The organism is Caloramator quimbayensis, assembly GCF_900167605.1.
In the GTDB taxonomy this organism is placed as follows: domain Bacteria; phylum Bacillota; class Clostridia; order Clostridiales; family Caloramatoraceae; genus Caloramator_B; species Caloramator_B quimbayensis.
This window is the reverse complement of record NZ_FUYH01000020.1, coordinates 19,562-46,299: the sequence shown is the minus strand read 5'-3', so window position 1 is coordinate 46,299 and position 26,738 is coordinate 19,562. Positions and strand designations below refer to the sequence as shown.

Here is a 26,738-nt window from a genome sequence, read left to right as displayed (position 1 = left end):
TATCTGGTGGTTAGGCATCTATGGTAACACCCGTTCCCATTCCGAACACGAAGGTTAAGCATAGGTGCGCCGATGATACTGAGCTGGAGACGGCTTGGAAAAGTAGGTGGCTGCCAGTTAATAAATGTTCCATGGTAGCTCAATGGTGGAGCATCCGGCTGTTAACCGGAGGGTTGGAGGTTCGAGTCCTCTCCATGGAGCCATTTTTATTTTTTGATATTTTAAGCCTAAGACAAAGTCTTAGGCTTTTTAAATAATTTCACCATAATAAATTGCATATAGTAGTTTCTCCATTTCTTCCTTTGACATTTCAACAGGATTCACTTTTGTAGAACCTTTTAAGGAATTTTCTAAAAGTTCATCATAATTATTTTTAAACTCATCTTCTAAAAGTCCTATTTTTTTAAAGGAGGATGGAATGTTTAACTTTTTATTTAAATCTATAACCGCCTCAATAAAATCTGTTACTCCTATAAGCTTAGATAAGCGGTCTAACCTAATGTTTACTTCTTTATCCCTCGAATTGTATTTTAATACATATGGTAGAGCAATTGCATTTAAAAGTCCATGTGAAAAATCAAACTTACCGCCAAATGCATGGGATATTCCGTGAGCCATACCAAGACCAACGTTGGAAAATGCACTTCCTGCCATTGCACTGTATATATGAACTTTTTCTCTGCTTTCTAAATCACCCTTTTCGTAAGATGAGGGGAGAAAAGCAAATAATCCTTTAATAGCCCCTTCTGCCAAGGCTTCTGAATAGGGATTTATGTTTTTATTAATATAGCACTCAACAGCATGGGTGAGTGCATCCATTCCAGTTTCAGCAACTAACCATTTGGGCATAGAAAGGGTTAAATTAGAATCGAGTATAGCAATATCAGGAATAAAAGCATCACATTTTAAACCAATTTTTAAATTCATTTCATCATATGTTATAACAGAAGCTCTTGTAACTTCTGCTGCTGTTCCTGAAGTTGAGGGAATTGCAATAAGTTTTATATTTTTTCTTCTTTTTGGCAAATTAAGCGTATTAGGGTTTTTAATATCTAACTTATCGTATTCATAAAAAACTGATAGAGATTTTGCAACATCTATAGAGGAACCACCTCCTATTCCTATTACAGCATCAGGCTTAAATTCTCTCATAATCTCTAAGCCTTTTAATACGCATCTAAAGGAGGGATTCTTTTTAACATCGCTGAATATGTAAAATTCAGCATTTTTTGTTTTTAATATATTAGATAGCTTATCTATTGCACCATTTTTAAACATGGAGCTGCCGCCAGTTACAATAAATGCTTTTTTAATATCAACGTTTTCTATATAGTTTAATGAATCTTTGCCAATGACTATACATTCCCCATGAAGTTTTAATTCTTTCATAGCTTTAAGCCTCCTTTAAAGTATTTTATTTAATTATAACATAAAGAGAAAATTATATAGATATGAGAAATAATTATTAGAAAAAAATAGAAAATATTATTACATATAATTGAAATTAATAGAATAAATTGGTATAATATATTTGCACAGGTTGTGCACAAAACACTGATCTATTTTGTAATATTTCAAAATAACAGGGGATTAAGATAGGAGGGTTATTATGGAAGTTAAAGAAAACATTAAAGAATTTGTGACAGTAGATGATGCGTTAAATTACAAAAGAAAAAATGTTATAGAAAACTACAAAGAGTATATAAGCTCAAGTGCTGTACAGCTTTTAGGACTTTTAGATTTTGACAAAAACTTTGTAAGAGCAGAGGGTACAAAAGTATATGATGAAGACGGAAAGGAATACATAGACCTGCTTGGAGGATATGGTGCACTTAATGTTGGACATAATAATAAGTATATACTTGAAGAAATAAATAAAGCTGTTGGCTTACCTAATATACTTCAAGCTTCTATCTATAATTTTGCAGGAGCCTTGGCAAAGGATTTAGCCCTGATTACTCCAGGAAAATTGCAAAGAACATTCTATAGCAACAGCGGCGCTGAAGCAGTAGAAGGAGCTCTAAAGCTTGCTAAGATTTCAAGCGGTAAAAATAAATTAGTTTACTGTAAAAATTCTTTTCATGGGAAATCAATGGGAGCATTATCTGTTACAGGAAGAGAAAAATATCAAAAGCCTTTTAAGCCTTTAGTTCCAGAATGCTATGAAGTACCCTATGGAGATGCAGATGCTCTTGAAGAAATGCTTAAATCACTAAAAGATGTTGCAGCCTTTATAGTTGAACCCGTTCAGGGGGAAGGAGGAATCAACGTCCCACCAAAGGGGTATCTAAAAAGAGTAAGAGAAATTTGTACAAAGTATGATGTTTATTTTATAGCTGATGAAATTCAAACAGGCTTTGGAAGGACAGGTTATATGTTTGCCTGTGAGGCAGAGGATGTTGTGCCTGATATAATGTGCTTTGCAAAATCCATCGGTGGAGGAATAATTCCTATTGGAGGATATATAACAACGGATGAAATATGGAAAAAAGCCTATGGAAAAATTGAAAAGGCGTTTTTGCATACATCAACCTTTGGAGGAAATACAATCGCCTGTGCTGCGGGTATCGCTTCAATAAAATATATATTAGAAAATGACTTGCCTAATAAGGCAAAGGGAAAAGGAGAATATTTCTTAAATAAGTTAATTGGATTAAAAGAAAAATATCCAGAAGTTATAAAAGACGTTAGAGGAATGGGACTTATGATTGGAGTTGAATTTGTAGAGCCTAAGGGAGTTTTAAATGCAATCACGGCAGGAAAGCTTAGTGAGCTTTCAAATGAATATTTTGCATCCCTTGTTGCAGGAAAACTTATGAATGAATATGGAATAATTACAGCATATACTCTTAATAATCCTAATGTCATAAGGCTTGAACCACCACTAATTATTTCATATGAAGAAATAGATAAGGTAATTTCAGCATTTGAAAGTATATTTGAGAAAAACAAAAGCTTTTTAGGTATAGGTTTAGGCAGCAGTAAGCAGATTTTAAAATCTATGTTTAAAAAATAAAAGCTCGGGAAACCCCTATGAATTTAAAACATAGGGGTTTTATTCATGAGGTTTTGAAACAAACTTATTTCCTTTTATATAAAATCTCCATAAAAAATCCTTAGCTTCCTCTGCATAATTTATATTTATTCTTTTGGATTCCTTTATTTCAAAATCAGTTATCCCTTCTGCTATATAAAAGCTTTCACTGCAAATATCTTTTTTATTGTATGATTTATCGATTTTAAAAGCGCTGCAGAGCTTTGATGGGCCATTGGTAAGGTTAATGATTTCACCTTTACTAAGTTCATTAAAATTTTTATTGTATCTGTTTACTGCCATTTCATCAAGACCTGATACAGGCTCTAATGCCCTTATCAAGACTGCACAGGGCTTTTCTACTTCTTCAGTTACTATATTTAAACAGAAATTCTTGCCGTATATCATATAAACGTAGGCATGACCAGGAGGACCATACATAGCATCATTTCTCTCAGTTCTTCTATAATTATAAGAATGGGAAGCCTTATCAAAGGGACCTATATAAGCTTCAGTTTCAACAATCATTCCTATAAGATTTTTATGATATGTTTTCTTAACAATGTATTTTCCAAGGAGTTCTCTTGCTACGATAAGGGTATCTCTTTCATAGAAGCTTCTACATAGCATATTCATTAATATTACCTCCATATATTAGGAATAATAAGCAAAACTGCAAAATAAGCTGGAATAACTGCTATAAAAATTATAATTTAAGATAATTAAAATGAAAAGAAAGATTTTCATTGCATTATAAATAAAAATATCTTTCTTTAAATATGTATGACATTTTTTACTTTATAAATAAGAAATATAAAGAAAGAAAGAGAAAATATTCAATAAACATAAATTATACTCTTTGAAGTATTAAACTTAAAATGATACAATATATTGTATAGTGTAAAATGATATATACAAAATATTGATAAGGAGAGGTATGGATGGAGCTAACAGAAAATTCTTTAAAGGTTCTTAATAAGAGATATTTAGCTAAGGATGAGAATGGAAATGTTACAGAGACTCCCGAGGATATGTTTAAAAGAGTAGCAAGTGCGGTTGCTTGTGCAGATAAGATTTATGATAAAGATGCAGATATTGATGCTACAGAAAAAAAGTTCTATGATTTAATGACTTCATTAAGATTTATTCCTAATTCTCCAACCTTAATGAATGCAGGGCGTCCTTTAGGGCAGCTTTCTGCCTGCTTTGTTCTTCCAATTGAGGATTCGATGGAAGGTATATTTGATTCGGTTAAAAACGCAGCACTTATACATAAATCAGGAGGGGGAACGGGTTTTAGCTTTTCAAGGCTAAGGTCTAAAGGCTCGACTGTTAAAACAACAGGAGGAGTTGCATCAGGGCCTGTTAGCTTTTTAAAGGTATTTAACTCTGCAACGGAGGCTGTAAAGCAGGGGGGAACAAGAAGAGGGGCAAATATGGCAATACTTCGTGTTGACCACCCAGATATTATGGAGTTTATAAAATGTAAAGAGGATAATAGCGAAATAACAAACTTTAATATTAGCATAGGAATTACTGAAAAATTTATGGAAGCTGTTTTTAAAGATGAGGATTATGAACTTATAGATCCTCATACTAAAGCTTCAGCAGGTAAACTAAATGCTAAGGAAGTTTTTGATATAATAGTAAAAATGGCTTGGAGGAATGGTGAGCCTGGAATAGTCTTTTTAGACAGAATGAATAAAGATAATCCAACTCCAGCTTTAGGAGAGATTGAAAGCACTAATCCCTGTTTTCATCCTGATACTTTAATATCAACAGAGGAAGGCCTTGTAAGGATTGAAGACCTTTATAAAAAGTATGGCAATAATATGTTCAATATTATAACCGATAATAGGGTTATAAAAGATAAAATAAGTGAAAATGTAAAAGAGTATTATGAAAATGGTTTAACTTTAAGACCTGCAAAGGTTTATAAAACTGGAATAAAAAAGACTATAGAAATAAGGCTTCATAATGGTCAAACTTTAAAAGTAACGCCAGAACATAAGATTATGACAACCGTGGGCTGGAAAGAGGCTGATAAGCTCTCTATAGGTGATGAAGTTCTTATACAATCTTCAAAGGGATTTTTTAAATATGATGATAAAATAGGAGAGGAACTTGGGTTATTTTTAGGATGGCTCTCAGGAGATGGATGGCTTACATCTGATGGAAAAGTGCTTGGAATGGTTTTTGCTGGATATGAAGAATATATACTTAGAAAGATGCAAAGCATAGCATTAAAATATGGTGCTGGTGAGGGAATAATAAATAAGCGTGAGAATGGAACATGGCAGATTTTATTTAAACGAAAGGAATTTGTAAATAATTTAAAAAGCTTAGGATTCGAAGCAAAAAAAGCCTATGCAAAGAGAGTACCAAAATCAATATTTACAGCTTCAAAAAATACAGTTGCAGCATACATAAATGGACTATTCAGTTCCGATGGAACGGTTAATTTTGTTGACGATAATCATAGAGATATAAGGCTTAGCTCTGCTTCAATAGAGCTTTTAAAGGATGTACAGTTACTACTTTTAAATTTAGGTATTTATTCAAATATATATAATAGGACAAAATCTCATCCATCAAATTTTGAATATATAACAAAAGATGGAGAAAAGAGAGTTTATGAAAGTAAGGGATATTATGAGCTTATAATTACGGGCAACAATATATGCTCCTTTAATGAGGAAATTGGAGATTTAATACAGAAAGAAAAAAATCAGAAACTAATTAGTATAAACAGACCCTCAAGAAAAAATACTTACTATACTACACAAGTAGAAGAGATTAAAGAAGCTGAAACTACTGAGGTTTATGATATAAATGAGCCTGTCACTAATTCTCTTGTAGCAAATGGGGTTGTTGTTCATAATTGCGGTGAGCAGCCTCTGCTGCCCTATGAAAGCTGCAACCTTGGTTCCATAAACCTTGTTAAAATGCTTAAATTAAAAGATGGTAAATATGAGGTTGATTATGAACTTCTTGAAAAAACTATTCATGATGCGGTTCATTTTCTTGATAATGTTATTGATGTAAATAAATATCCTCTTTCTGAAATAGAAAAAAGAACAAAGCTTACAAGAAAGATTGGGCTTGGGGTTATGGGATTTGCTGATATGCTTATAATGCTTAAAATCCCTTATAATTCTCAGGAGGCTGTTGATTTTGCAGATAAATTGATGGGTTTTATAGATGAAAAATCAAAGGAGGCAAGCAGCAGACTGGCAGAAAAAAGAGGTGCCTTCCCAGCCTTTTATGATAGCATATATAAGGATGAAAAGCCCATAAGAAATGCTACAACAACAACTATAGCACCAACAGGTACCATCAGTATAATAGCAGGGGTTTCATCTGGCATTGAGCCTTTATTTGCAGTTGCTTTTGTAAGAAATGTTATGGATAATGATAAACTAACTGAGGTTCACCCATATTTTGAAAAGATAATAAAAGATAGAGGCATTTACTCAAAGGAACTTATGCTTAAGGTTGCACAGCAGGGTACTCCATCTCATATTAAAGAAATACCTGAGGATGTTAAGAAAGTTTTTGTAACAGCCCATGATGTAAGCCCTATGTGGCATATAAGGATGCAGGCGGCCTTTCAAAAGCATACTGATAATGCAGTTTCAAAGACAGTAAACTTTAAAAATGAAGCAACAGTGGAAGATGTAAGGCAGGTTTATATACTATCATATAAACTTGGATGCAAAGGGGTTACCATATATAGAGATGGAAGCAGGGAAGGTCAGGTTTTAAATGTTGGTACCAAGGATTTGAATAAAAAGGATGTGGAAAAGGAAAAATCAGCTCCAAGACAAAGGCCCAAGATAACAAGAGGCATTACAGAGAAGGTTAGGGTAGGCTGCGGCAATCTTTATATAACTGTTAACTATGATGACAATGGTATATGTGAGGTATTTACTAACGTTGGCAAAGCAGGGGGATGTCCTTCTCAATCGGAAGCTACGGCAAGGCTAATTTCTATAGCCCTTCGAAGCGGCATGAGCCCATCGGAGATAATAGAGCAGCTAAAGGGGATAAGATGTCATTCTACTTTAAGACAGAGAGCAAATAACAGCGATATAAAGGTTTTATCCTGTCCTGATGCAATTGCAAGGGCAATAGAGAATCTTATGAACTTAAATCAAACGGAAAAAGAAATAGATTTGGATGAAATAACAGATTTAGCTGAACTTATACCACGAAAGGATACAAAAATAGAAAAGATAAGCTGCCCTGAGTGTGGAAGCAGCATTACCCATCAGGATGGGTGCGTAATATGCCCAAATTGCGGTTATTCAAAATGCGGTTAATATATTATCTTATTAAATGGTTAATCTTTATAATTATAGGTGAAGGTAAAGAGAAATATATTTCTCTTTACCTTTTTTATGTGCTCTCGGCATGGGAGAAAACTTGGCTGAATAAAATAATTATTAAGCTCCTACTTTATTTAATAGAATTAAGAAAAAAAGTAAAAAAAGAAGGATTTTAAAAAATTATGTCGAATATAGAGATTTGCTAATTATACCTTAAAGACATAATAATTATCATTAAACGGGGGTGTATTTATGTTAAAATGTAAAAACTGTGGATTCAATTTGGAAGAGGGGGATGTGTTTTGTCCAAACTGCGGTAGTAAACAGCAGGAGGAAAGTTTTAAAGATTATTCTTCAAACCAGACACCAAAATCTTATAATCAATTGGATTTCCAACAGATAATTAATGTTTCTACTCAAATGTTTTTAAAACCAATTGATGGTGCAAAAAAGTTTATTGAGGAAGGAAGTAAACAAACTGCTTTAATACTTGGGGTAGTTATTTGCTTAATTCAAGGTTTTCTTGGCATTTGGAAAACAAACCAAATAATTAATAATATAAGCAAAACAATTATTGATTTTGCTAAATCTGTTAATAGTTTTATGTCACTTTTTAATGGAGAGTATTTAAGAGATTTAAATGATTTAGTTGATCTTACACAGGTGATTGATAAAATAAAATCTTTAATACAATTGCCCTATGGTAAGATATTCTTACAAAACGCAATTATAATGTTTGTAATTATTTTGGTTGTATTCATTGGAATGTTAATATTTACTAATATCCTATCAAAGGAAAAAAGCGACGTCTTAGCGATATTTAAAATATCAGTTGTAAGTTTATTGCCTTTTGTGTATTTTGAAATTCTTTCTATAATTGCATCGTATATAACATTTTATTTGGGTATTATAATTCTTTTATTTGGAATTTTTGCTTCAATAATCAGTTTAAACAGGCTAATAAATATTTATTTAATCAGCAATGAAAATCATTCTGTATTTATAACTGCTTTTATTTCAATTATAGCTTTAATCGTATTTACTACTATAACTGCTAAATATATGAGAACTAATTTTATGTGGCTTATAAATCATATTAAAAATATTTCAAATATGATTGATTTTTAATCAGGAGGTTATAATATGAAGTTTTGTCCTAAGTGTGGCTCTAATATAAATGAAAATCAGAAATTCTGTTCAAAATGTGGATATAACCTAAACAGGGATTTAAGTAGTGAACAAAACAATGACCAATCAAATAATACAGTTATTAATAAAATCATAGACAACAATTCAAAGGGTAAGTCTATTAATTATAAAACAATGCCTAAAAACACGAAATACGGAATAATCGCTTCATTGGTGGTTGTTATTCTATTTTCAGTATTTTTTGTATTAGGGAAATCACAATCTAAACCCTCAAAGGTAGTTGAAAACTTTGAGCAAGCAGTAAAAACTGGAGATAATAAAAAATTAGTAAAACTTTTATATGTTAGCGATAAAAATTTAAAATTAGATGATAAAAGTGTAGAACCACTATCGAAATATCTTAAAGATAATCCTACTTATACAAGGGATTTGATTAAAAAATTAGCAAAACAAGCTTTTCTTTCAGGTACAAATAATGCATTGTATAGTATAGCTCAGGATAATTCTTCTGAGATATTTACTATTAAAAAAGTAGGGAATAAATTTCTTTTCTTTCCAAACTATAAAATAGTTGTAAATCCTGTTTATATAAATATCTATACGAAAGTAAAAGATGTTGTGTTTACTATGGATGGCAAGGAAATGGGTAAAAGCGATACTGATAATTTTGAAAAACAATATGGTCCATTTTTGCCTGGAATACACAAAATTACTGCCACATATAATGGTAAATATGCAAATTTAAATGAGAGCTATGATGTAAATACAATCGATTCAAATCAAATAGACGAAAAGGGAAGGATAAGAGTATATTTGCTTAATAATATTAAATATATTGATTTTGACAGCGATTTTCAGGATGCAGAAATATATGTGAATGATAAGGCTACTAAAGTTAAGGTTCAAGATGCAAAGATGTTTGGACCACTTAATGCAGGCACAAAGGTTTATGCTAAAGTTAATAAAAATGGTAAAGATTTAATAAGCGCTGAATATATAGTGGATGATTCTGAAAATACACAGGTATATCTTAGCTTTGAAGATGCTCTTTATAATTTAGAGAGGATGGAAGAACAAATAACAGATTTAATGGAAAGCTATACAGCAGCATTGTGCGGCGCTGTGAATTATAATGATTTTTCTTATCTTGAGTCCTTTTTATATCCAGGCAGCCAAATATATGAAATGCAAAAAGAATACGTATCTAATGCTTATAATAAGGGCATTAGAGAGTATATTAAGTCCCTTGACATTTTATCCTATAATATGAGTGAAGATAATAAAACAGGTACTGTGACTACTGAAGAAAGGTATGAAATATATAATGCTAACAATGAACAGAGCATAAAAGCTTTTAAATATACTTATACATTTAGATATAACGATTTAAATCAAAGATATCAAATAGAAAGTATAAAGCAAGCTGATTAAATAAAAAATCTGGCCTCTTTTAAAGGGCCAGATTTTTTATTGTGTATCTATAATAATAAGGAATTTTTTAAAACATTAAAGGCAAAATAATAAATAGAAATGTTAAGTTATAATTAACATTGACTTAACCAAAACGTGCAGGAACATAACATTTATTGAAAATATAATAAAGATGTAAAGATAAATGAAAGGAGAAAAAATATGAATAAAATCAAAGGATTAATTCTTGTGTTATTAGTATCTATGCTTACATTATCAGCTGTAGCTTGTAGCAAAAAGCCAGCAGCTCTTTCAGGAACAGTAAAAGCGGATGGTTCAAGTACAGTAGGGCCTATAACTCAGGCAGTTGCAGAGGAATTTAAAAAAGTTAATAAGGATGTTGAAATAGCTGTTGGAATATCAGGTACTGGCGGTGGATTTAAAAAGTTTGTAGTTGGAGAAACAGATATTAACGATGCCTCAAGACCAGTAAAAAAGGAAGAAATAGATAAAGCAAAAGCAAATAATATAGAGATGACGGAATTTGAAGTTGCAAAGGACGGAATTGCAGTAGTTGTAAATAAGGAAAACACATGGGTTTCAGATATAACAGTTGAGCAGCTTAAAAAGATTTGGTCAAAGGATTCAACAGTAAAGACTTGGAAGGATGTTGACCCATCATGGCCAGATATTCCAATAAAGCTCTATGGACCAGGAACAGATTCAGGAACCTTTGAATATTTTACAGAAGAAATTAACGGAAAGGCTAAAGAGATAAGACCAGACTTTACAGCAAGTGAAGATGACAACGTTTTAGTTCAGGGTATAGAAGGCGATAAGGGAGCTTTGGGATACTTTGGACTTGCATACTATGAAGAAAATAAAGATAACCTTAAGATATTAAAAGTTAATGGAGTAGAGCCAACTCTTGATACAGTAATGAATGGAACTTATAAACCACTTTCAAGACCACTTTATATATATGTAAACAATAAGTCATTAGAAAGACCTGAGGTTAAGGAATTTGTAAAGTTCTATCTAACAAAGGCAAAGGACCTTGTAAAGGAAGTTGGCTATATTCCTCTTGAAGATTCAAAATATCAGGAGCAATTAAGCAAGATAAAGTAGGCACCTTTAAGGTGCCTTGTGCACTTTAAACTATAAGGGGGATTATGATGAAGAAAATCCTGTTTGAAAGCAAATCGAAGATGCAGAGAAATGAAAGAGTTATAAATAAAATACTTATAATGCTTGGTGTTATATCCATATTAACAACAATAGGTATAATATTGTCCTTAGCTGAAGAAACTGTACAATTTTTTAAAAGCGTTTCTATCGTTGAATTTTTTACAAGCACAAAATGGACTCCTATGTTTGAACCTGCAAACTATGGTGTGCTTCCTCTTGTTATGGGAACATTTTTAATAGTTATTTTTTCTTCTATTATTTCGATACCTATTGGACTTGGAAGTGCTATTTATTTAAGCGAATATGCACCAAAGAAAGTGAGGAAAATATTAAAACCTGTACTTGAAATACTTGCAGGTATACCTTCAATTGTCTATGGATATTTCGCATTGACATCAATAACTCCTCTTATAAGGAGTATATTTCCTAATGCAAGTGTATTTAATGCATTAAGTGCAGGTATAGCTGTTGGCATAATGACTATACCAATGGTTTCATCACTAAGCGAGGATGCTATGATGGCTGTACCAGACTCATTAAGGCTTGGGGCCTATGCTTTAGGTTCTACTAAATTTGAAGTTGCAACAAAAATAGTGGTTCCTGCTGCTTTTTCAGGTATTGCTGCATCCTTTATATTATCAATATCGAGGGCTATTGGGGAAACTATGATAGTTGCTATGGCAGCTGGTTCAACGCCAAAATTAACATTAAATCCTCTTGAAAGCATACAGACTATGACAGGGTATATTGTTCAAATAAGCCTTGGAGATGTTCCAGCAGGCTCTATAGGATATAAAACTATATTTGCAGTAGGCACATTGCTGTTTTTTATAACTTTTATATTAAACATATTATCAAGAAATATAGTAAGAAAATACAGGAGGGCATATTGATGAGCGTGTTAAAGGAAGATTTAGTAAGGCTTATTGATAATCCTGAAAGCCTTAGAAGGAGAAAAATAAAAAATAAATTTTTTCATGTAGTACTCTTTCTTTGTACAATATTTGGAGTTGTTGTACTTGCCTTCCTTTTATATGATATATTGAAAAAAGGTTTGCCTTGGCTGTCAGTAGATTTTATAAAGAATTTTCCATCAAGATTTCCTAAAAAATCAGGAATTTATCCAGCGCTTTTAGGGAGCCTTATGCTTATACTTTTAACTACGGTTATAGCTTTCCCTATAGGCGTCGGGACTGCTATTTATCTTGAAGAATATGCAGGAAACAATAGATTTACCGAGTTTATAAAGCTTAATATCGCAAACCTTGCAGGAGTTCCTTCAATTATTTATGGTATGCTTGGGCTTGCGGTTTTTGTAAGGGCACTTGGAATGGGGAGAAGTATTTTAGCCGGTTCGTTTACAATGGCACTTCTTATTCTACCAATAATAATTATATCATCTCAGGAAGCTATAAGAAGTGTTCCAGGGATTTTAAAGCAGGCATCCTATGCCCTTGGAACAACTAAATGGCAGACAGTTACTGGGGTTATTCTTCCCTATGCAATACCAGGTATTTTAACCGGTACGATTCTATCTGTATCAAGAGCCCTTGGAGAAGCGGCACCTTTAATAGTGGTTGGAGCATTATCCTATGTATCCTTTGCTCCAAGTTCAGTAATGGATGCCTTTACAACGCTTCCAATACAAATATTCAACTGGGCCAGCATGCCAAAGAAAGAATTCCAAAATGTAGCTGCTGCTGGTATTATCGTGCTTCTTATAATTCTGTTAGCTGTAAATGCTGTTGCTATAATACTTAGAGACAAATATCAGATAAGAATGAAGGATTAGGGGGGAGTTTAATGGAGACAAAAATTAAAGTAGAAAACCTGAACTTTTATTATGGTAATAACAGAGCACTTTCTAACATAAATATGGATATATATAAAAATAAAATAACTGCGTTTATAGGGCCTTCAGGATGTGGTAAATCGACGTTTTTAAGGACTATAAACAGAATGAATGAGTTTATAGAAAATACGAGGGTTGAAGGTAAAATATTAATAGATGGTGAAGATATATATTCTAAAAAAGTTGACCCTGTTGAGCTTAGAAGAAGAGTTGGAATGGTATTTCAAAGGCCTAACCCGTTTCCTAAAACTATATATGAAAATATAGTATACGGTCTTAAGAAGAATGGAGTTAAAAATAAAGAGATATTGAATGAGGTTGTTGATACTACTTTAAAATCTGTTGCTCTTTATGAAGAGGTAAAAGATAAGATACACAAATCAGCATTAGAGCTCTCCGGTGGTCAGCAGCAAAGGCTTTGTATTGCAAGGACAATTGCTATGCAGCCTGATGTAATACTTTTTGATGAGCCAACATCGGCCCTTGACCCTATATCAACTATGAAGATTGAAGAACTTCTTCTTGAATTAAAAAATGATTATACTATAATTATAGTAACACACTCAATGCAGCAGGCGGCGAGGATATCAGATTATACAGCTTTTTTCCTAAACGGTGAGGTTATAGAATTTGATGAAACTAATAAGATATTTTCAAATCCAAGGGATAAAAGAACTGAAGATTATATAACGGGCAGATTTGGTTAAGGTGGTGTTTTTAATGAGGGAACATTTTTTTCAAAAAATTGATGATATAAAACATGACATTTTAAGAATGGGGAATATGGTAGAAAGGATTATAAATGATTCTGTAAACGCATTGAAAAATCAGGATGTTGAAGCCTCTAAGAGAATATATATAGATGATGATAAAATAGATACGATGGAACATGAGATTGAAAATAAATGTGTAAGCCTTCTTGCACTTCAGCAGCCTTTAGCAAAGGACCTTAGAGTAATAACAACTGCTCTAAGAATAATCATTGATCTTGAAAGAATGGGAGACCATGCAGTAAATATTGCTAAAACTACTATAGAAATAGGCAATGAACCATTTATAAAACCTCTTGTTGATATACCAAAAATGGCAGATATAACGCAGGAGATGGTAAAGTTAAGCCTTGATGCCTTCGTTAAGGAAGATATAAACCTTGCTAAAAAGGTTGCTGAAATGGATGAAGAGGTAGACAAACTTTATGAACTTGTAATAAAGGATTTGTTAAGCATTATTGCAAAGGACAGCAGCAGTATGAATCAGGCAGCAAAGCTTATGTTTGTTGGAAGGTTTTTGGAGAGAATAGCAGACCATACCACAAATATATGCGAAAGAATTATATATATGGTAACAGGTGAATATGAAGAAATAAATTAAAGCGGCAGTTGCCGCTTTTTTTGTGTCAAAAATTAATACTTTGAATAATATGAAATAGAATAATTTTAAGGGGGATATTATGTTTCCAGCAAACGATGCCTTATGGACAGTTTATATTAAAACTGCACTTATTAGAAATGTCACCCCCTGCTGGGTAGACATAGTGGGCGATAATTCAAATCCTGCCTGTTACTATTATTTAAACGATGCAGCTGTAAGTCCTAGGGAAATTGCCTTTAGGATGAGGTTAAACGGAAATCCACTTAGCAATAATCCTAATAAATATGAGCTTAAGGAGTTTATATGGGGAGTACAAATAGTTGATATGAACAACTCAGTTTTATTCTCTGTTTATGTTAATGCAACAACTGATAATTATGCCCTTGAGGTTTGGGATTCAACAAATACTAAAATATATAGTACACCAATTGTATTAAACAGCCCAGAGACTGCAAACGATAATGTAAGAGTAAGAAGTGCAGGAACTGTTTTCCCATGCGGAGGGCCTACAATTCCTGATGAGGATTTTTTCCTCGATTTTAGAGTGCCTGTAAGTGCCTTTACAGGGTTTGACTTTGATACTGATACCTATAAGCTTTGCTATTTTACTTCAACACAGGAAAACGTAATAAATAAAGATTATGAATGCGGGGGATTAATAAATAAACCTGAAGGGGCAGCTTTATGCGTTAGTAAGCACATTGAAAGCGGTCCATCGATTATTTGCGCATGCAGCACAGCTATATGGGTACTCCATGTTGTAATAGAAAACTGCGGTGATGTAGATTTAACTAATGTTGTACTAACTGATACTATAAATTCTGAAATTGCATCTAATGCAACTATAGTTTTAATGCCTAATGTTGGCCCGATATTAGTAGGGAATCAGATAACATGGAATATAGGAACTTTAGAAGCAGGAGAAAAGCAGACTCTCGGAATAGAGATAACAGGATACTTTGATACTCCTGGTCATAAGATTTTTGATGAAGGAGAGGTCGACTGCGACGAGCTTGATCCTATACCATTTAAAGATGTTGGAATAGATGTAATAAAATCTACAGATAAACTTATAGTTCAAAAAAGCATAATAGAAGGACCAGATAAGGTAAGCCTTTGTGATATTGAAACATGGAAACTAAGAATATATTTAAAAAATACATGCGAGGCTGATTTAGCAGCATTTTCGGTTTTTGATGAAATAAACTGCAACTTTTCTCTTGAAGATTCAATTGAGCTTACTCCAAGTAAAGGTATAGCCTTTGCTGATGGTAAAAAGATATATTGGGATATTGAACTTTTAAGATCTAATGAGGAGGCAACTCTCGAGATAACCTTAAAAGGATTTTTTACAAAGGAAGGGCTTAATATATTTAATAAAGGATATGTATATTCAGACTGCATAGGAGAATTTCCTTTTGAAGATGAGGGGATAGAAGTTTTTGCTAAAGAAATTACTGATATTATAGATATAGACGGAAAGATACAGGATTTAAAGACGGGGCAGCTTTTAGATGATGTTTTGGCAACAATATACGATAATAAATGCAATAAGATAAGGGTTGAAACTTTTGATAAAAGATATAATATAAACCTTAAAGCAGGAACTTATATTATAAAATTTTCAAAGGAAGGCTATGTAGATAAAATATTAATAGTTGTACTTCAGTCAGATATGGATATTTACTTTGACATTAAAATGCTTAAAAGAGCAGCTGTAGTATGCAATGCTGATGTTGCAAATAAAGACCTTTATCTTAGCATAATAAAAGAAAGAATTGACGCTGATGTTGTATTCAGCAAATCTACTTGTATAAATACTAAGGCTCAAATTGAAAATCTTTGTGATGTTATTGAAAATATAGAAACTAATACGGTATGCAGCTCTAAACTTTTAATAAATTTTACTGTTGAAAAGAATATAGTATATAAACTAAATAGCGAGAAGAATTTAAAATATGAAGATTATGATTTCAATGTTTGTATTCCGATTGATGGGAATATAGATGGATGCAGCTTCGTATATAATTACAAGTCGAATGGAAATTATTACTGCAAGGATGGTAATATAGTATATAATATAGCATATATTAAATTCAATGGATACTTTGTTTGTGACAGCGATGTTTTAGTAAATGGAGCTGATGAGTAGAAGATAAGTTTAACTTATCTTCTTTTTTTATAGAAATTATGAATAAAATACCACAATTAGTATAAAATAATAAATGTGTCTATTCAAAAAATTTTTAATATTCTAAGAGGAAAAATGAATTTTTTATAGAATACATAATTAAGCTTGCAATTCAATTTGCACTAAAGGGGGAATTCATATGAAAGAATACAAAGTTGAAAATGTCCGAAACATTGGAATTATAGGTCATGGTGGAACGGGCAAAACAAGTCTTGTAGAAGCAATTCTTTATAATTGCAAGGAAACAGACAGAATAGGAAAAGTGGAAGATGGTACTACAGTATGTGATTATGATGCGGAAGAGAAGAAAAGACAGATATCAATATCAACAGCAGTGGCTCCCTGTGAATGTAGCGGCACACGAATTAATTTTGTAGATACTCCAGGTTATTTTGATTTTGTTGGTGAAGTTATTGAAGGATTAAGAGCTGTAGATACTGCACTTATTAACGTATGCGCTGTTTCCGGAGTTCAGGTTGGAACTGAAAAAGCATGGGATTTTGTAAATAAATTCAAGCTTCCGAGGGTATTCTTTATAAATAAACTCGATAGAGAAAATGCTAATTATGAAAAAACTCTAAGTGCTTTAAAGGATAAATTTGGAATAGGAGTTGCTCCAATACATATTCCAATAGGAAAAGAAAATGATTTTAAAGGAATAGTAAATATTGTTGAAAGAAAAGCAAAACTATATGATGCAAAGTCTAAGACTATGGTAGATGGTCAGATACCAAGCGATATTTTATCTCTTGTTGATGAGTATAGAAATAATCTTATGGAAACCGTAGCCGAAAACGATGAGGCTCTTCTTGATAAGTATCTCAGCGAAGGAGAATTATCCGATGAAGAGATTATGAAGGGACTTAAACTTGGTATAGCATCAGGAGAGATAGCACCTGTATTTTGCGGTTCAGCAATTACAGGAGTTGGGGTAACTACTCTTTTAGATTCCATAGTAAAATATCTTCCATCTCCAGCAGATAAGGGAGAGTATGAAGGGATAAATCCAAAAACAAAGCAGAAGGAAGTTAGAAAAATAGATGTAAATGAGCCATTCTCAGCCTTTGTATTTAAAACTATAGCCGACCCCTTTGTTGGAAGACTGTCTTTATTCAGGGTTATATCAGGAAGCATAAATTCAGATTCTTCTATATACAATGCAACTCAGGACAAAACTGAGAAGGTTGGAACTCTTTATGTTTTAAAAGGTAAAAACCAGACTGCAGTTACAAAGCTCCAGGCTGGAGATATAGGAGCAGTTGCTAAACTTCAGTTTACAGTAACAGGAGATACATTAAGCGATTCTTCAAAACCTATAGTTTATCAGGGTTTTGAATTCCCGCAGCCATGTATTTCGATGTCTGTTAAGCCGAAATCAAAGGGTGATGAGGATAAGATATCCTCAGGTCTTCACAAGCTTCTTGAGGAAGATCCTACATTTAAGATTTCGAGAGATGTTGAAAATGCAGAAACTTTAATAGCAGGTCTTGGAGAACTTCATATTGAGGTTATCGCAAGCAAGCTGAAAAATAAATTTGGTGCAGATGTAACTCTTGACATACCTAAGGTTCCCTATAGAGAAACAATTAGAAAGACTGCTGATGTACAGGGCAAGTATAAGAAACAGTCTGGAGGCCACGGCCAGTATGGAGATGTAGTTATAAAGTTTGAACCTCAGTATGAAAAAGAGGATTTGATGTTTGTTGATGAAATCGTTGGAGGAGTAGTTCCAAGACAATACATCCCAGCTGTTGAAAAGGGACTTAGAGAAGCGATTAAAAAGGGTGTTCTTGCTGGATATCCAGTAATTAACCTTAAGGCAACCCTTCATTACGGTTCTTATCATCCTGTTGATTCATCAGAAATGGCATTTAAGACAGCAGCATCCCTTGCATATAAAAAGGGTATGAAGGATGCAGACCCAGTTATATTAGAGCCTATAATGCATATGGAAGTAATAGTTCCTGATGAATATATGGGTGATATAATAGGCGATATTAACAAAAGAAGAGGAAGAGTTCTTGGAATGGAACCACAGGATGGAATGCAGGTTGTTGTTGCAGAAGTTCCAATGGCAGAGGTTTTCAAGTATGCAACAGACCTTCGCTCGATGACACAGGCAAGAGGATCCTTTACAATGAAGTTTGAAAGATACGAGGAAGTTCCTGCAAATATAAGCCAAAAGATTATAGAAAGCGCTCACAAGGAAGAAGAAGAGGAAGAATAATATTAAAACAGTATGTATAGTAATATCTTATTTTAAAGAAAAAATTGGCATAATCGTTTATATACGGTTATGCCTTTTTTCATTCTTAAAAAATAGTTAAAAAGTAATTGTATGTAAGTTGAAAATAAAAATAAATTATAATACTATAAATATATATAAGCATAAAAGTAGGTGAATCAATTGAAGCTACAAAATCCCCATGATAAATTTTTTAAGGAAACATTTTCAAATATAGAAGTAGCTAAGGATTTTATTAGAAACTATATACCAGCGAATATAATAAAAATAATAGATTTAGATACATTAGAATTACAAAAGGACAGTTTTATTAATGAGCAGCTGCAGGAAGTGTTTTCAGATATGCTATTTAAGGTAAATATAAATAATAATGATGGGTATATTTATTTTCTATTTGAACATAAAAGTTATATTAGTAAACAAACAGCACTTCAGCTTATAAAATATATGGTAGAAATATGGGAAATGAGCATTAAAAGTGAAGGTATAGGAAAACTGCCAGTAATAATACCACTTGTAATATATCATGGCAAAGAAAAATGGAGAGCTAAAAAAAGTTTGGGAGATATCATAGAAGGATATAATGAGTTAGAAGAAGACATAAAAAGATATATTCCAAATTTCGAATATCTTTTATATGACATATCAAGATATAAGGATGAAGATATAAAGGGACATGTACAGCTTAGGATAATGTTATCAATATTCAGAGATATATTTATAAAAGATGTTAGGGAGATGCAAGATACAATTTTAAAAGCAGCAAATTATCTATCAGAACTTGAGGATAAACAAACAGGAATACAATATTTTGAAACATATATGAGATACATATTTAGTTCATATAACGAAATGACAAGAAGTGATTTTGAAAATATAGCAAAAAAGATAGAAAAAACTTTTATTGAGGGGAGTGAGCATATTATGACATTAGCTGATATATTTAGAAAAGAAGGATTAGAAGAAGGCTTAGAAAAAGGATTAGAAGAGGGCTTAGAAAAGGGTAGAAAAGAAGGAAAAAAAGAAGTACTCACAAAGTCAGTAATAAAACTTCTAACCAAGAAGTTTGGGATATTACCTAATGAAATAAAAAATAAAATTGAAAATGTGGATATAGCAATATTAGAGATAATAGTTGAAGACATACTTGAAATTCAAAGTATAGATGAGATAATGAAATATTTTAAATGATATATATTAGTTTTTAATGGAATTTTTAGAGAAATAAATATAAAATAAAGCATCCTTTCTTTAATAGTTTTGGCAAGAAACAATAGAAAGGATGCTTTTAAATAACAGCAGATTTTATGTTAATATTATTTTGAATAAAGTTTTTATAATAAAAATAAATTTCTTAAATTGCAATAATAAATAAAAATATAAAGATTTCATTGATTGCATAAAAAAGTAAAATAAAAGCTATGGATAAAAGGTGTTAAAAACCCTACTCTGATTTGGAAAGGATTTTAATTTAAGTCAGAGCAGGGTTTTTTATTCTTATTACACCTTAATGAGGATTTTTACCTTACCTTCAATATAATAACTTTAATATTTAACTTTAAAATGTAAAAACTAATATTAAGGATAAAAGGTATGAAGGTAAGGAGGATGTTGTATGTCTGATTATAGAATAAATTTCGGCAGCGCAATAGGTCCTGCTGATATGAATAAATTATATGGCATGCTAAGCATATTAGGAGGAAACGATGAACTAAATATTATATTAGAGTCTGCAGATGCACATCAGACAGAAAGCATATTAAAAATGCTTGATGAGCATGATTTTGATGCAGCTACTAAAGGTTCTTCTGATGGACTTCACTATAATATAATCGCAAGGAGGAAGATGTGACTATGAATAATAAAAAACATTATAGATTAAAGCATTTAAAGCACATAAAAGTTGAACATATGGACTTTACAAATAATAAGTTTAACGATGGTAAAGCAAAGGATGTAGATGTTGGAATAAACAATTTAGGTCTTAAATAAGTCAGGGGTTAAAATGCCTTCTGGCTTTTTATTATTGCTGAATAATATTGTTATATGATATAATAATTTATAATTAGAACCAGGTATTAATATTAGGTTGTATGGAGGAATTTATGGAGATAAAGGATATAAAGGAAATAATAAAAGCTATAGATATGAGCAGCATTTCAGAGTTTGAATTTCAAAAAGGAGATATGAGGATTTTAATAAAGAAAAATGATGAAATAAAAAATATTAAGTTTATAAAAGAACCAGAAGTAGAAAGTACTGTTGTAATTGAAGAGAAGGCACAGGCAAAGGAAGAAATAAAAGAAGAAGAGCTTTATTTTATTAAATCTCCTATAGTTGGAACTTTTTACTCATCGCCAAATCCAGATTCAAAACCCTATGTAGAAGTAGGAAGCAAAGTTAAAAAGGGTGATGTTCTTTGTATTGTAGAGGCAATGAAGCTTATGAATGAAATAACATGTGATGTTGATGGTGAAATCGTTAAAATCATGGCTGATAATGGAAGTTTCGTAGAATATGGTCAGCCTCTGTTTGGCATAAGGAAGGTGTGAGAATGTTTAAAAGAATACTTATTGCAAATAGAGGAGAAATAGCTGTAAGAATAATAAGGGCCTGTATGGAAATGGGCATAGAAACTGTTGCTGTTTATTCCGAAGCTGATAAGGATGCTATGCACGTTTATCTTGCTGACAGGGCGGTATGCATTGGTCCTGCGCAGTCACAAAAGAGCTATCTTAACATTCCTGCAATAATAACAGCTGCAAAATTAACCGGGGCTGAGGCGATACACCCCGGATTTGGATTTTTATCTGAAAACTCAAAGTTTGCTTCTCTTTGCAGCTTAGCTGATATTAAATTTATAGGTCCATCAAGCAGCGCTATTGAGCTTATGGGTGATAAGGCAACTGCAAGAGAAACTATGAAAAAAGCTAACGTTCCTGTAGTTCCTGGCTCTGAAGGTAAACTATATACAGCAGAGGAAGCAAAAAAGGTTGCTGATAAAATAGGTTATCCTGTTATGATAAAAGCCTCAAGCGGAGGCGGGGGCAGAGGGATGAGAGTTGTAAATGATGAAAGAGAATTTATTAAGCTTTTTAACCTCTGTCAGCAGGAATCAAAGACTGCTTTTAACGATGATGCTATGTATGTTGAAAAATATATAGTAAACCCAAGACATATTGAATTTCAAATACTATCGGATAGTTTTGGGAAAATATTATATCTTGGAGAGAGGGATTGCACTCTTCAAAGGAGAAATCAAAAGGTTTTAGAGGAAGCTCCCTCAATAATACTCGATGATACTCTCAGGGAAAAGATGGGGCAGGCTGCAGTTAAGGCGGCAAAAGCCTGCAATTACGAAAATGCAGGAACTGTTGAGTTTTTGCTTGATAGGGATAAAAATTTTTATTTTATGGAAATGAACACGAGGGTTCAGGTAGAGCATCCTGTTACAGAGATGGTAACAGGCATTGATATAATAAAAGAACAGATAAAAATAGCAGCAGGCGAGCCATTGCAATACGAGCAAAAAGATATAAAAATTACTGGCCATGCAATAGAATGCAGGATAAATGCAGAAAATCCCAATATGAATTTTAGACCAAGCCCTGGGAAGGTTACAACCTTTCATACTCCAGGAGGATTTGGAGTGAGAGTAGACAGCGCTATATATCAGGATTATTCTATACCTCCTTTTTACGATTCTATGATTGCAAAACTTATAGTTCATGGAAAGGATAGAAATGAGGCTATAGATAAGATGAAGGTTGCTTTATCGCAATTTGTTATCGATGGAGTTGATAACAACATAGACTTTTTACTGAGGCTTTTGTGCAGTGATGATGTTATAAATAATAACTATGATACATCCTATATAGAGAAATGGTTAAAGAAATCGGGTGAATGATTATGTGGAAGGACTTGTTTGTACAAAGAAAATACGCAACATTAAAGGTAACGCAAAAGAGTGACTTGGCAAAAGATGAGAATGTTAATGCTGAAAACATTGATGTAGATATGTTTACAAAATGTCCATCCTGCGGTGAGATTCTTATTAATATGGATCTTGAGAGCAATTTGAAGGTTTGTTTAAAATGCAATCATCATTTTAGAATTGGAGGCAATGAAAGAATCGATATTACTTTTGATAAAGGCAGTATAGACTATTTCGATACAAATATGAAAAGCTTAAACCCCCTTAAATTTCCAAATTATAGTGAAAAATTAAAATCCTTAAGCAAATCCTTAGGTATTAATGAAGCGGTGATAACAGGAAGGGCAAAGATAGAAGGATTAGATGTATGTTTTGGAGTTATGGAGCCTAATTTTATAATGGGCTCTATGGGAAGCGTTGTGGGAGAGAAACTTTCAAGGATGTTTGAAAGAGCAATAGATATGAAACTTCCTGTAGTTGTTTTTTGTGCTTCAGGAGGAGCAAGAATGCAGGAGGGAATGTTATCTTTATCTCAGATGGCAAAGGTTTCAGCAGCGGTAAAAAAACACAGCAATGCAGGGCTTTTATATATAAGCGTTATAACTGATCCTACAACGGGAGGAGTTACTGCAAGCTTTGCATCTTTAGGAGATATAATAATAGCAGAGCCTAAAGCCACCATTGGCTTTGCTGGAAGAAGGGTAATAGAGCAGACTATTAAGCAAAAACTGCCCTTAGAGTTTCAAACATCAGAATTTATGCTTGAGCATGGTTTTATAGATATGATAGTAGAGAGAAATAAAATGAAGGAAACCCTCCATAATATACTTAAAATTCATTTGGGGGTGAAGGGAAATGAATGATATCGAGATAAGGATAAAAGAGATAGATGAAAAGATAAAGAAGATAAAGGATTTTATGGAATCAAGCGGGATAGATTTATCTGGAGAGATTGAATCTTTAAATCTAAAGAAAAATGAGCTTATAAAATCCCTGAACCCTAAAAGTCCCTGGGAAATAGTTCAAATAGCAAGGCAAAAGAGCAGGCCTAATTATGAGGATTATATAGACGGAATTATAGATGGTTTTATAGAATTTCATGGGGACAGGAATTTCAGGGATGATGCTGCTATTGTTGGAGGCATAGGCTTTATAGGTAAATTTCCTGTTACATTTATAAGCCACGCTAAGGGGAAAAACATAGAAGAAAATGTTAAACGAAACTTTGGGAGTCCCCATCCTGAAGGCTATAGAAAGGCTCTAAGGCTTATGAAACAGGCTGAAAAGTTTAAAAGACCTGTTGTGTGTTTTATAGATACCTCAGGAGCCTATTGCGGTGTTGGGGCAGAAGAGAGAGGACAGGGAGAAGCTATTGCAAGGAATCTTCTTGAGATGTCGGACCTTAAAACTCCTATAATATCCGTTGTTATAGGAGAAGGAGGAAGCGGAGGAGCTCTTGCTCTCGGAGTTGCAGACAGGGTTTTTATGCTTGAAAATGCAATTTACTCTGTTATATCCCCTGAAGGGTGTGCCTCAATACTTTTAAAGGATGCAGGAAGAGCAAGCGAGGCCGCAAATTATCTTAAACTTACATCAAGAGATCTTTTAGAGCTTAAAGTAATAGATGGAATAATAAAGGAACCATCAGGCGGTGCGCATAATGATGCAGCACTTACTGCTAAAAACGTTAAAAAGGTTTTAATTGATACTCTTAATGAGCTTACTAAAATAAGCGTCTATGATTTAGTTGAAAAAAGGTATGAAAAAATAAGAAGCATAGGAGTTTTTCTTGAGTAGAGGGCAGATTCTGCCCTCTTTTATTTAAGAAAAATGATGAAATATTTATATAATTTAAGTATTTTTTATATAAATTTTGATAATTGGGTATAATAAACAAATAAAAGAATATTTTATTTATTATATATATTGAATCTATTAAACAGGGTATTATAATAAAATTAAAGGTCAAAGAAAGTCAAAGTCAAAAGAGGTGGTGTGATGGCAAGATTATCCGATATAATTGAAAATTTTATTAAAGAAATGCTTGAGAGTAATGACAAAAATTATCTTGAAATTCAAAGAAATGAGCTTGCTAATCTTTTTAACTGTGCCCCATCTCAAATCAATTATGTGCTTACAACGAGGTTTACTGTCAATAGAGGATATTATATTGAAAGTAAAAGGGGCGGTGGAGGATGCATAAAGATTACGAGAATAAATATAGACAAGAATGATTATATAAGGGAAGCAATATGGAACAATATAGGTGATGAGGTAACGCAGCAGGATGCAGAAGGTTATATCGACATTTTTGAAGAAAGAGGCTTTATAACCGAAAGGGAAGCAAAGCTTATGAAGACAGTTGTAAACGACAAAACTTTAAATCTTCCATCAGAGATAAAGGATTTAATAAGATCCCAGATATTAAAAAGTATGCTTATAACTATGATTGAATAATGGAGGTGTTAATATGCTTTGTCAAAAATGCAATCAAAAAGAGGCTAATGTTCATATTACAAAAATAATAAACGGGGTAAAAACAGAACTTCATCTTTGTGATGAATGCGCAAGGGAGAGCAATGAGGCTAACATTTCTATACCTGTAACCTTTGGAATTCCAATGTCTTTTCAGAATATACTTGAAGGCTTTATGGAGATGATGGGAGGAATACCACAGCAATTAGTTGAAGAGATTTCATGCCCAACATGCCATATGACCTTTGAAAATTTCAAGCAGACTGGAAGGTTTGGCTGCGGAAATTGCTATAGTGCTTTTAATGATAATATACTTCCACTGATGAAAAGAATACATGGAAACATTCAGCACACAGGAAAGGTTCCAAAACGTTCTGGAGGAATTTTAAAAGTTAAAAGAGATATTGAAAAACTTAAAAATGAACTTAAAATGGCAGTTGCTAATGAGGAATATGAAAAGGCAGCAAGGCTTAGGGATGAGATAAAACGTTTGGAAGAAAGGTTAAATAATAAGCAGGATAAGGAGTGATAGAATGAGCTTTTTTGCTAAATCAAATGATTCGGGAATAGTTTTAACAAGCAGAATAAGATTTGCAAGAAATATAGATGGTATGCCTTTTCCACAGGCTCTTTCAGATTCAGCTTCAAGGAAGGTAATTGATGATGTATATTCTGCACTTTTAAAGAGCAGCATTAATGAGGTCAAAAATTTAAAGCTGTTTAACCTGAAAGATATGGATAAGCTTAATATGATGGCCATGGCTGAAAGGCATGTTATAAGCAGAGATCTTATTGAGAATTTTCAAAGGGCAGCAGTTATTTTAGATGATGATGAAAAAATTTCTATTATGCTTAATGAGGAAGATCATATAAGGCTTCAGGTTATGTATAAAGGGCTTATGCTGAAAGAAGCTTTTGAAGATGCAAACAGGATAGATGATGCTATAGAAGAGAATATAACCTATGCCTTTGATGCAAAATTTGGATATTTAACGAGCTGCCCTACAAACGTGGGAACAGGAATGAGGGCATCAGTAATGCTGCATCTTCCAGCATTAACCTATACTAAGAATATAAATAATATATTAAATACAGTATCCCAGGTTGGAATGACTATAAGAGGGCTTTATGGAGAAGGAAGCAATGCCCTTGGCAATATATATCAGGTATCTAATCAGGTTACCCTCGGTCTTTCAGAAGAAGAGATTATCAACAGCCTTATTGCAGTTACAAAGAAGATTGTAGATCAGGAAGAAAAAGCACGAGAGTTAATGGCTCAAAAAAGAAGCATAGCATTAGAGGATGATGTATATAGAAGCCTTGGACTTTTAAAGTTTGCAAGAACCCTCGATACAAATGAATGTTTAAATCTTATTTCAAAGGTAAGATTAGGAGTTGAAATGGGAATAATTAAGGAAGTAGATATTAAAAAACTAAATGAGCTTATTACTCTTATTCAGCCTGCAACATTACAGCTTGTTGATAAAAGAGAGCTTGAGAGTAAGGATAGGGATGTTGTTAGAGCTAAAATTGTAAGGGAATCTTTAAAATAGGAGGGATG

Annotated in this window: 23 protein-coding genes, 1 tRNA gene and 1 rRNA gene; 23 read left to right on the top strand and 2 right to left on the bottom strand. The window is 32.7% G+C overall.

The annotated features are described in order from the left end of the window. Positions 1 to 2 precede the first annotated feature (2 nt). Together rrf and B5D15_RS11605 are read left to right on the top strand one after the other, a co-directional pair. Positions 3 to 119 (top strand): 5S ribosomal RNA (gene rrf, locus B5D15_RS11610). 9 nt (positions 120 to 128) lie between these two features. After that, positions 129 to 203 (top strand) — tRNA-Asn (locus tag B5D15_RS11605). A 46-nt stretch (positions 204 to 249) separates the two neighbouring features. On the opposite strand, the gene B5D15_RS11600 is transcribed toward B5D15_RS11605, so the two are convergent. Next, positions 250 to 1,389, bottom strand: a complete 1,140-nt coding sequence (locus B5D15_RS11600) for an iron-containing alcohol dehydrogenase (protein ID WP_078697290.1) — start codon at positions 1,387 to 1,389, stop codon at positions 250 to 252. Between the two features lie 220 nt (positions 1,390 to 1,609). Between B5D15_RS11600 and B5D15_RS11595 the strand changes: the two genes are divergently transcribed. Further along, positions 1,610 to 3,016: an aspartate aminotransferase family protein gene (locus tag B5D15_RS11595; protein WP_078697289.1), complete on the top strand. Its 1,407-nt coding sequence runs from the start codon at positions 1,610 to 1,612 to the stop codon at positions 3,014 to 3,016. Between the two features lie 39 nt (positions 3,017 to 3,055). Here B5D15_RS11595 and B5D15_RS11590 read toward each other — a convergent pair whose 3' ends face one another. Continuing rightward, positions 3,056 to 3,670 carry a DNA-3-methyladenine glycosylase gene (locus tag B5D15_RS11590; RefSeq protein ID WP_078697288.1) on the bottom strand — a complete coding sequence of 205 codons (615 nt, stop codon included), beginning with the start codon at positions 3,668 to 3,670 and terminating at the stop codon, positions 3,056 to 3,058. 305 nt (positions 3,671 to 3,975) lie between these two features. Here B5D15_RS11590 and B5D15_RS11585 point away from each other — a divergent pair, with 305 nt between their 5' ends. The 20 genes from B5D15_RS11585 to B5D15_RS11490 all read left to right on the top strand — a co-directional run bounded on the left by B5D15_RS11585 (position 3,976) and on the right by B5D15_RS11490 (position 26,730). Beyond that, positions 3,976 to 7,356 carry a TSCPD domain-containing protein gene (locus B5D15_RS11585; protein WP_078697287.1) on the top strand — a complete coding sequence of 1,127 codons (3,381 nt, stop codon included), beginning with the start codon at positions 3,976 to 3,978 and terminating at the stop codon, positions 7,354 to 7,356. Between the two features lie 258 nt (positions 7,357 to 7,614). Next, on the top strand, positions 7,615 to 8,490 hold the full coding sequence (locus tag B5D15_RS11575) for a zinc-ribbon domain-containing protein (protein ID WP_078697285.1): 876 nt from the start codon (positions 7,615 to 7,617) through the stop codon (positions 8,488 to 8,490). A gap of 15 nt (positions 8,491 to 8,505) precedes the next feature. After that, the gene (locus B5D15_RS11570) at positions 8,506 to 9,942 is read left to right on the top strand and encodes a zinc ribbon domain-containing protein (protein ID WP_078697283.1); all 1,437 of its coding nucleotides are present in this window, start codon (positions 8,506 to 8,508) and stop codon (positions 9,940 to 9,942) included. A 201-nt stretch (positions 9,943 to 10,143) separates the two neighbouring features. Next, the gene (locus B5D15_RS11565; protein WP_078697282.1) at positions 10,144 to 11,049 is read left to right on the top strand and encodes a PstS family phosphate ABC transporter substrate-binding protein; all 906 of its coding nucleotides are present in this window, start codon (positions 10,144 to 10,146) and stop codon (positions 11,047 to 11,049) included. A 47-nt stretch (positions 11,050 to 11,096) separates the two neighbouring features. Continuing rightward, the gene (pstC, locus tag B5D15_RS11560) at positions 11,097 to 12,002 is read left to right on the top strand and encodes a phosphate ABC transporter permease subunit PstC (RefSeq protein ID WP_078697281.1); all 906 of its coding nucleotides are present in this window, start codon (positions 11,097 to 11,099) and stop codon (positions 12,000 to 12,002) included. Further along, complete coding sequence (gene pstA / locus B5D15_RS11555) at positions 12,002 to 12,901, top strand: phosphate ABC transporter permease PstA (RefSeq protein ID WP_078697279.1); 900 nt, start codon at positions 12,002 to 12,004, stop codon at positions 12,899 to 12,901. The genes pstC and pstA overlap by 1 nt, the downstream gene beginning before the upstream one ends. Before the next feature lie 11 nt (positions 12,902 to 12,912). Beyond that, positions 12,913 to 13,668 carry a phosphate ABC transporter ATP-binding protein PstB gene (pstB, locus tag B5D15_RS11550; RefSeq protein ID WP_078697278.1) on the top strand — a complete coding sequence of 252 codons (756 nt, stop codon included), beginning with the start codon at positions 12,913 to 12,915 and terminating at the stop codon, positions 13,666 to 13,668. 13 nt (positions 13,669 to 13,681) lie between these two features. Then, a complete protein-coding gene (gene phoU, locus B5D15_RS11545) occupies positions 13,682 to 14,332 on the top strand; it encodes a phosphate signaling complex protein PhoU (RefSeq protein ID WP_078697277.1) in 651 nt (216 codons plus the stop codon). Positions 14,333 to 14,411: 79 nt separating this feature from the next. Continuing rightward, positions 14,412 to 16,484 carry a hypothetical protein gene (locus B5D15_RS11540; RefSeq protein ID WP_078697276.1) on the top strand — a complete coding sequence of 691 codons (2,073 nt, stop codon included), beginning with the start codon at positions 14,412 to 14,414 and terminating at the stop codon, positions 16,482 to 16,484. A 178-nt stretch (positions 16,485 to 16,662) separates the two neighbouring features. Then, positions 16,663 to 18,750: an elongation factor G gene (gene fusA, locus B5D15_RS11535; RefSeq protein WP_078697274.1), complete on the top strand. Its 2,088-nt coding sequence runs from the start codon at positions 16,663 to 16,665 to the stop codon at positions 18,748 to 18,750. 180 nt (positions 18,751 to 18,930) lie between these two features. After that, complete coding sequence (locus B5D15_RS11530) at positions 18,931 to 19,959, top strand: Rpn family recombination-promoting nuclease/putative transposase (RefSeq protein ID WP_078697273.1); 1,029 nt, start codon at positions 18,931 to 18,933, stop codon at positions 19,957 to 19,959. Positions 19,960 to 20,383: 424 nt separating this feature from the next. After that, positions 20,384 to 20,620: a hypothetical protein gene (locus tag B5D15_RS11525; RefSeq protein WP_078697272.1), complete on the top strand. Its 237-nt coding sequence runs from the start codon at positions 20,384 to 20,386 to the stop codon at positions 20,618 to 20,620. Between the two features lie 2 nt (positions 20,621 to 20,622). Continuing rightward, complete coding sequence (locus B5D15_RS15485; protein ID WP_179122286.1) at positions 20,623 to 20,760, top strand: hypothetical protein; 138 nt, start codon at positions 20,623 to 20,625, stop codon at positions 20,758 to 20,760. A 113-nt stretch (positions 20,761 to 20,873) separates the two neighbouring features. Beyond that, positions 20,874 to 21,320: an acetyl-CoA carboxylase biotin carboxyl carrier protein gene (gene accB / locus B5D15_RS11520; RefSeq protein ID WP_078697271.1), complete on the top strand. Its 447-nt coding sequence runs from the start codon at positions 20,874 to 20,876 to the stop codon at positions 21,318 to 21,320. Between the two features lie 2 nt (positions 21,321 to 21,322). After that, entirely contained in the window at positions 21,323 to 22,675 is a 1,353-nt protein-coding gene (locus B5D15_RS11515; protein WP_078697270.1) for an acetyl-CoA carboxylase biotin carboxylase subunit, read from the top strand. Positions 22,676 to 22,677: 2 nt separating this feature from the next. Further along, positions 22,678 to 23,565: an acetyl-CoA carboxylase, carboxyltransferase subunit beta gene (gene accD, locus B5D15_RS11510; protein ID WP_078697269.1), complete on the top strand. Its 888-nt coding sequence runs from the start codon at positions 22,678 to 22,680 to the stop codon at positions 23,563 to 23,565. Then, positions 23,558 to 24,499, top strand: a complete 942-nt coding sequence (locus B5D15_RS11505; protein WP_078697268.1) for an acetyl-CoA carboxylase carboxyltransferase subunit alpha — start codon at positions 23,558 to 23,560, stop codon at positions 24,497 to 24,499. The genes accD and B5D15_RS11505 overlap by 8 nt, the downstream gene beginning before the upstream one ends. A 201-nt stretch (positions 24,500 to 24,700) precedes the next feature. After that, positions 24,701 to 25,159: a CtsR family transcriptional regulator gene (locus B5D15_RS11500; RefSeq protein WP_078697267.1), complete on the top strand. Its 459-nt coding sequence runs from the start codon at positions 24,701 to 24,703 to the stop codon at positions 25,157 to 25,159. 13 nt (positions 25,160 to 25,172) lie between these two features. Continuing rightward, positions 25,173 to 25,706 carry a UvrB/UvrC motif-containing protein gene (locus tag B5D15_RS11495; RefSeq protein ID WP_078697266.1) on the top strand — a complete coding sequence of 178 codons (534 nt, stop codon included), beginning with the start codon at positions 25,173 to 25,175 and terminating at the stop codon, positions 25,704 to 25,706. Positions 25,707 to 25,710: 4 nt separating this feature from the next. Continuing rightward, entirely contained in the window at positions 25,711 to 26,730 is a 1,020-nt protein-coding gene (locus B5D15_RS11490) for a protein arginine kinase (protein WP_078697265.1), read from the top strand. The last annotated feature ends 8 nt before the right edge of the window (positions 26,731 to 26,738 follow it).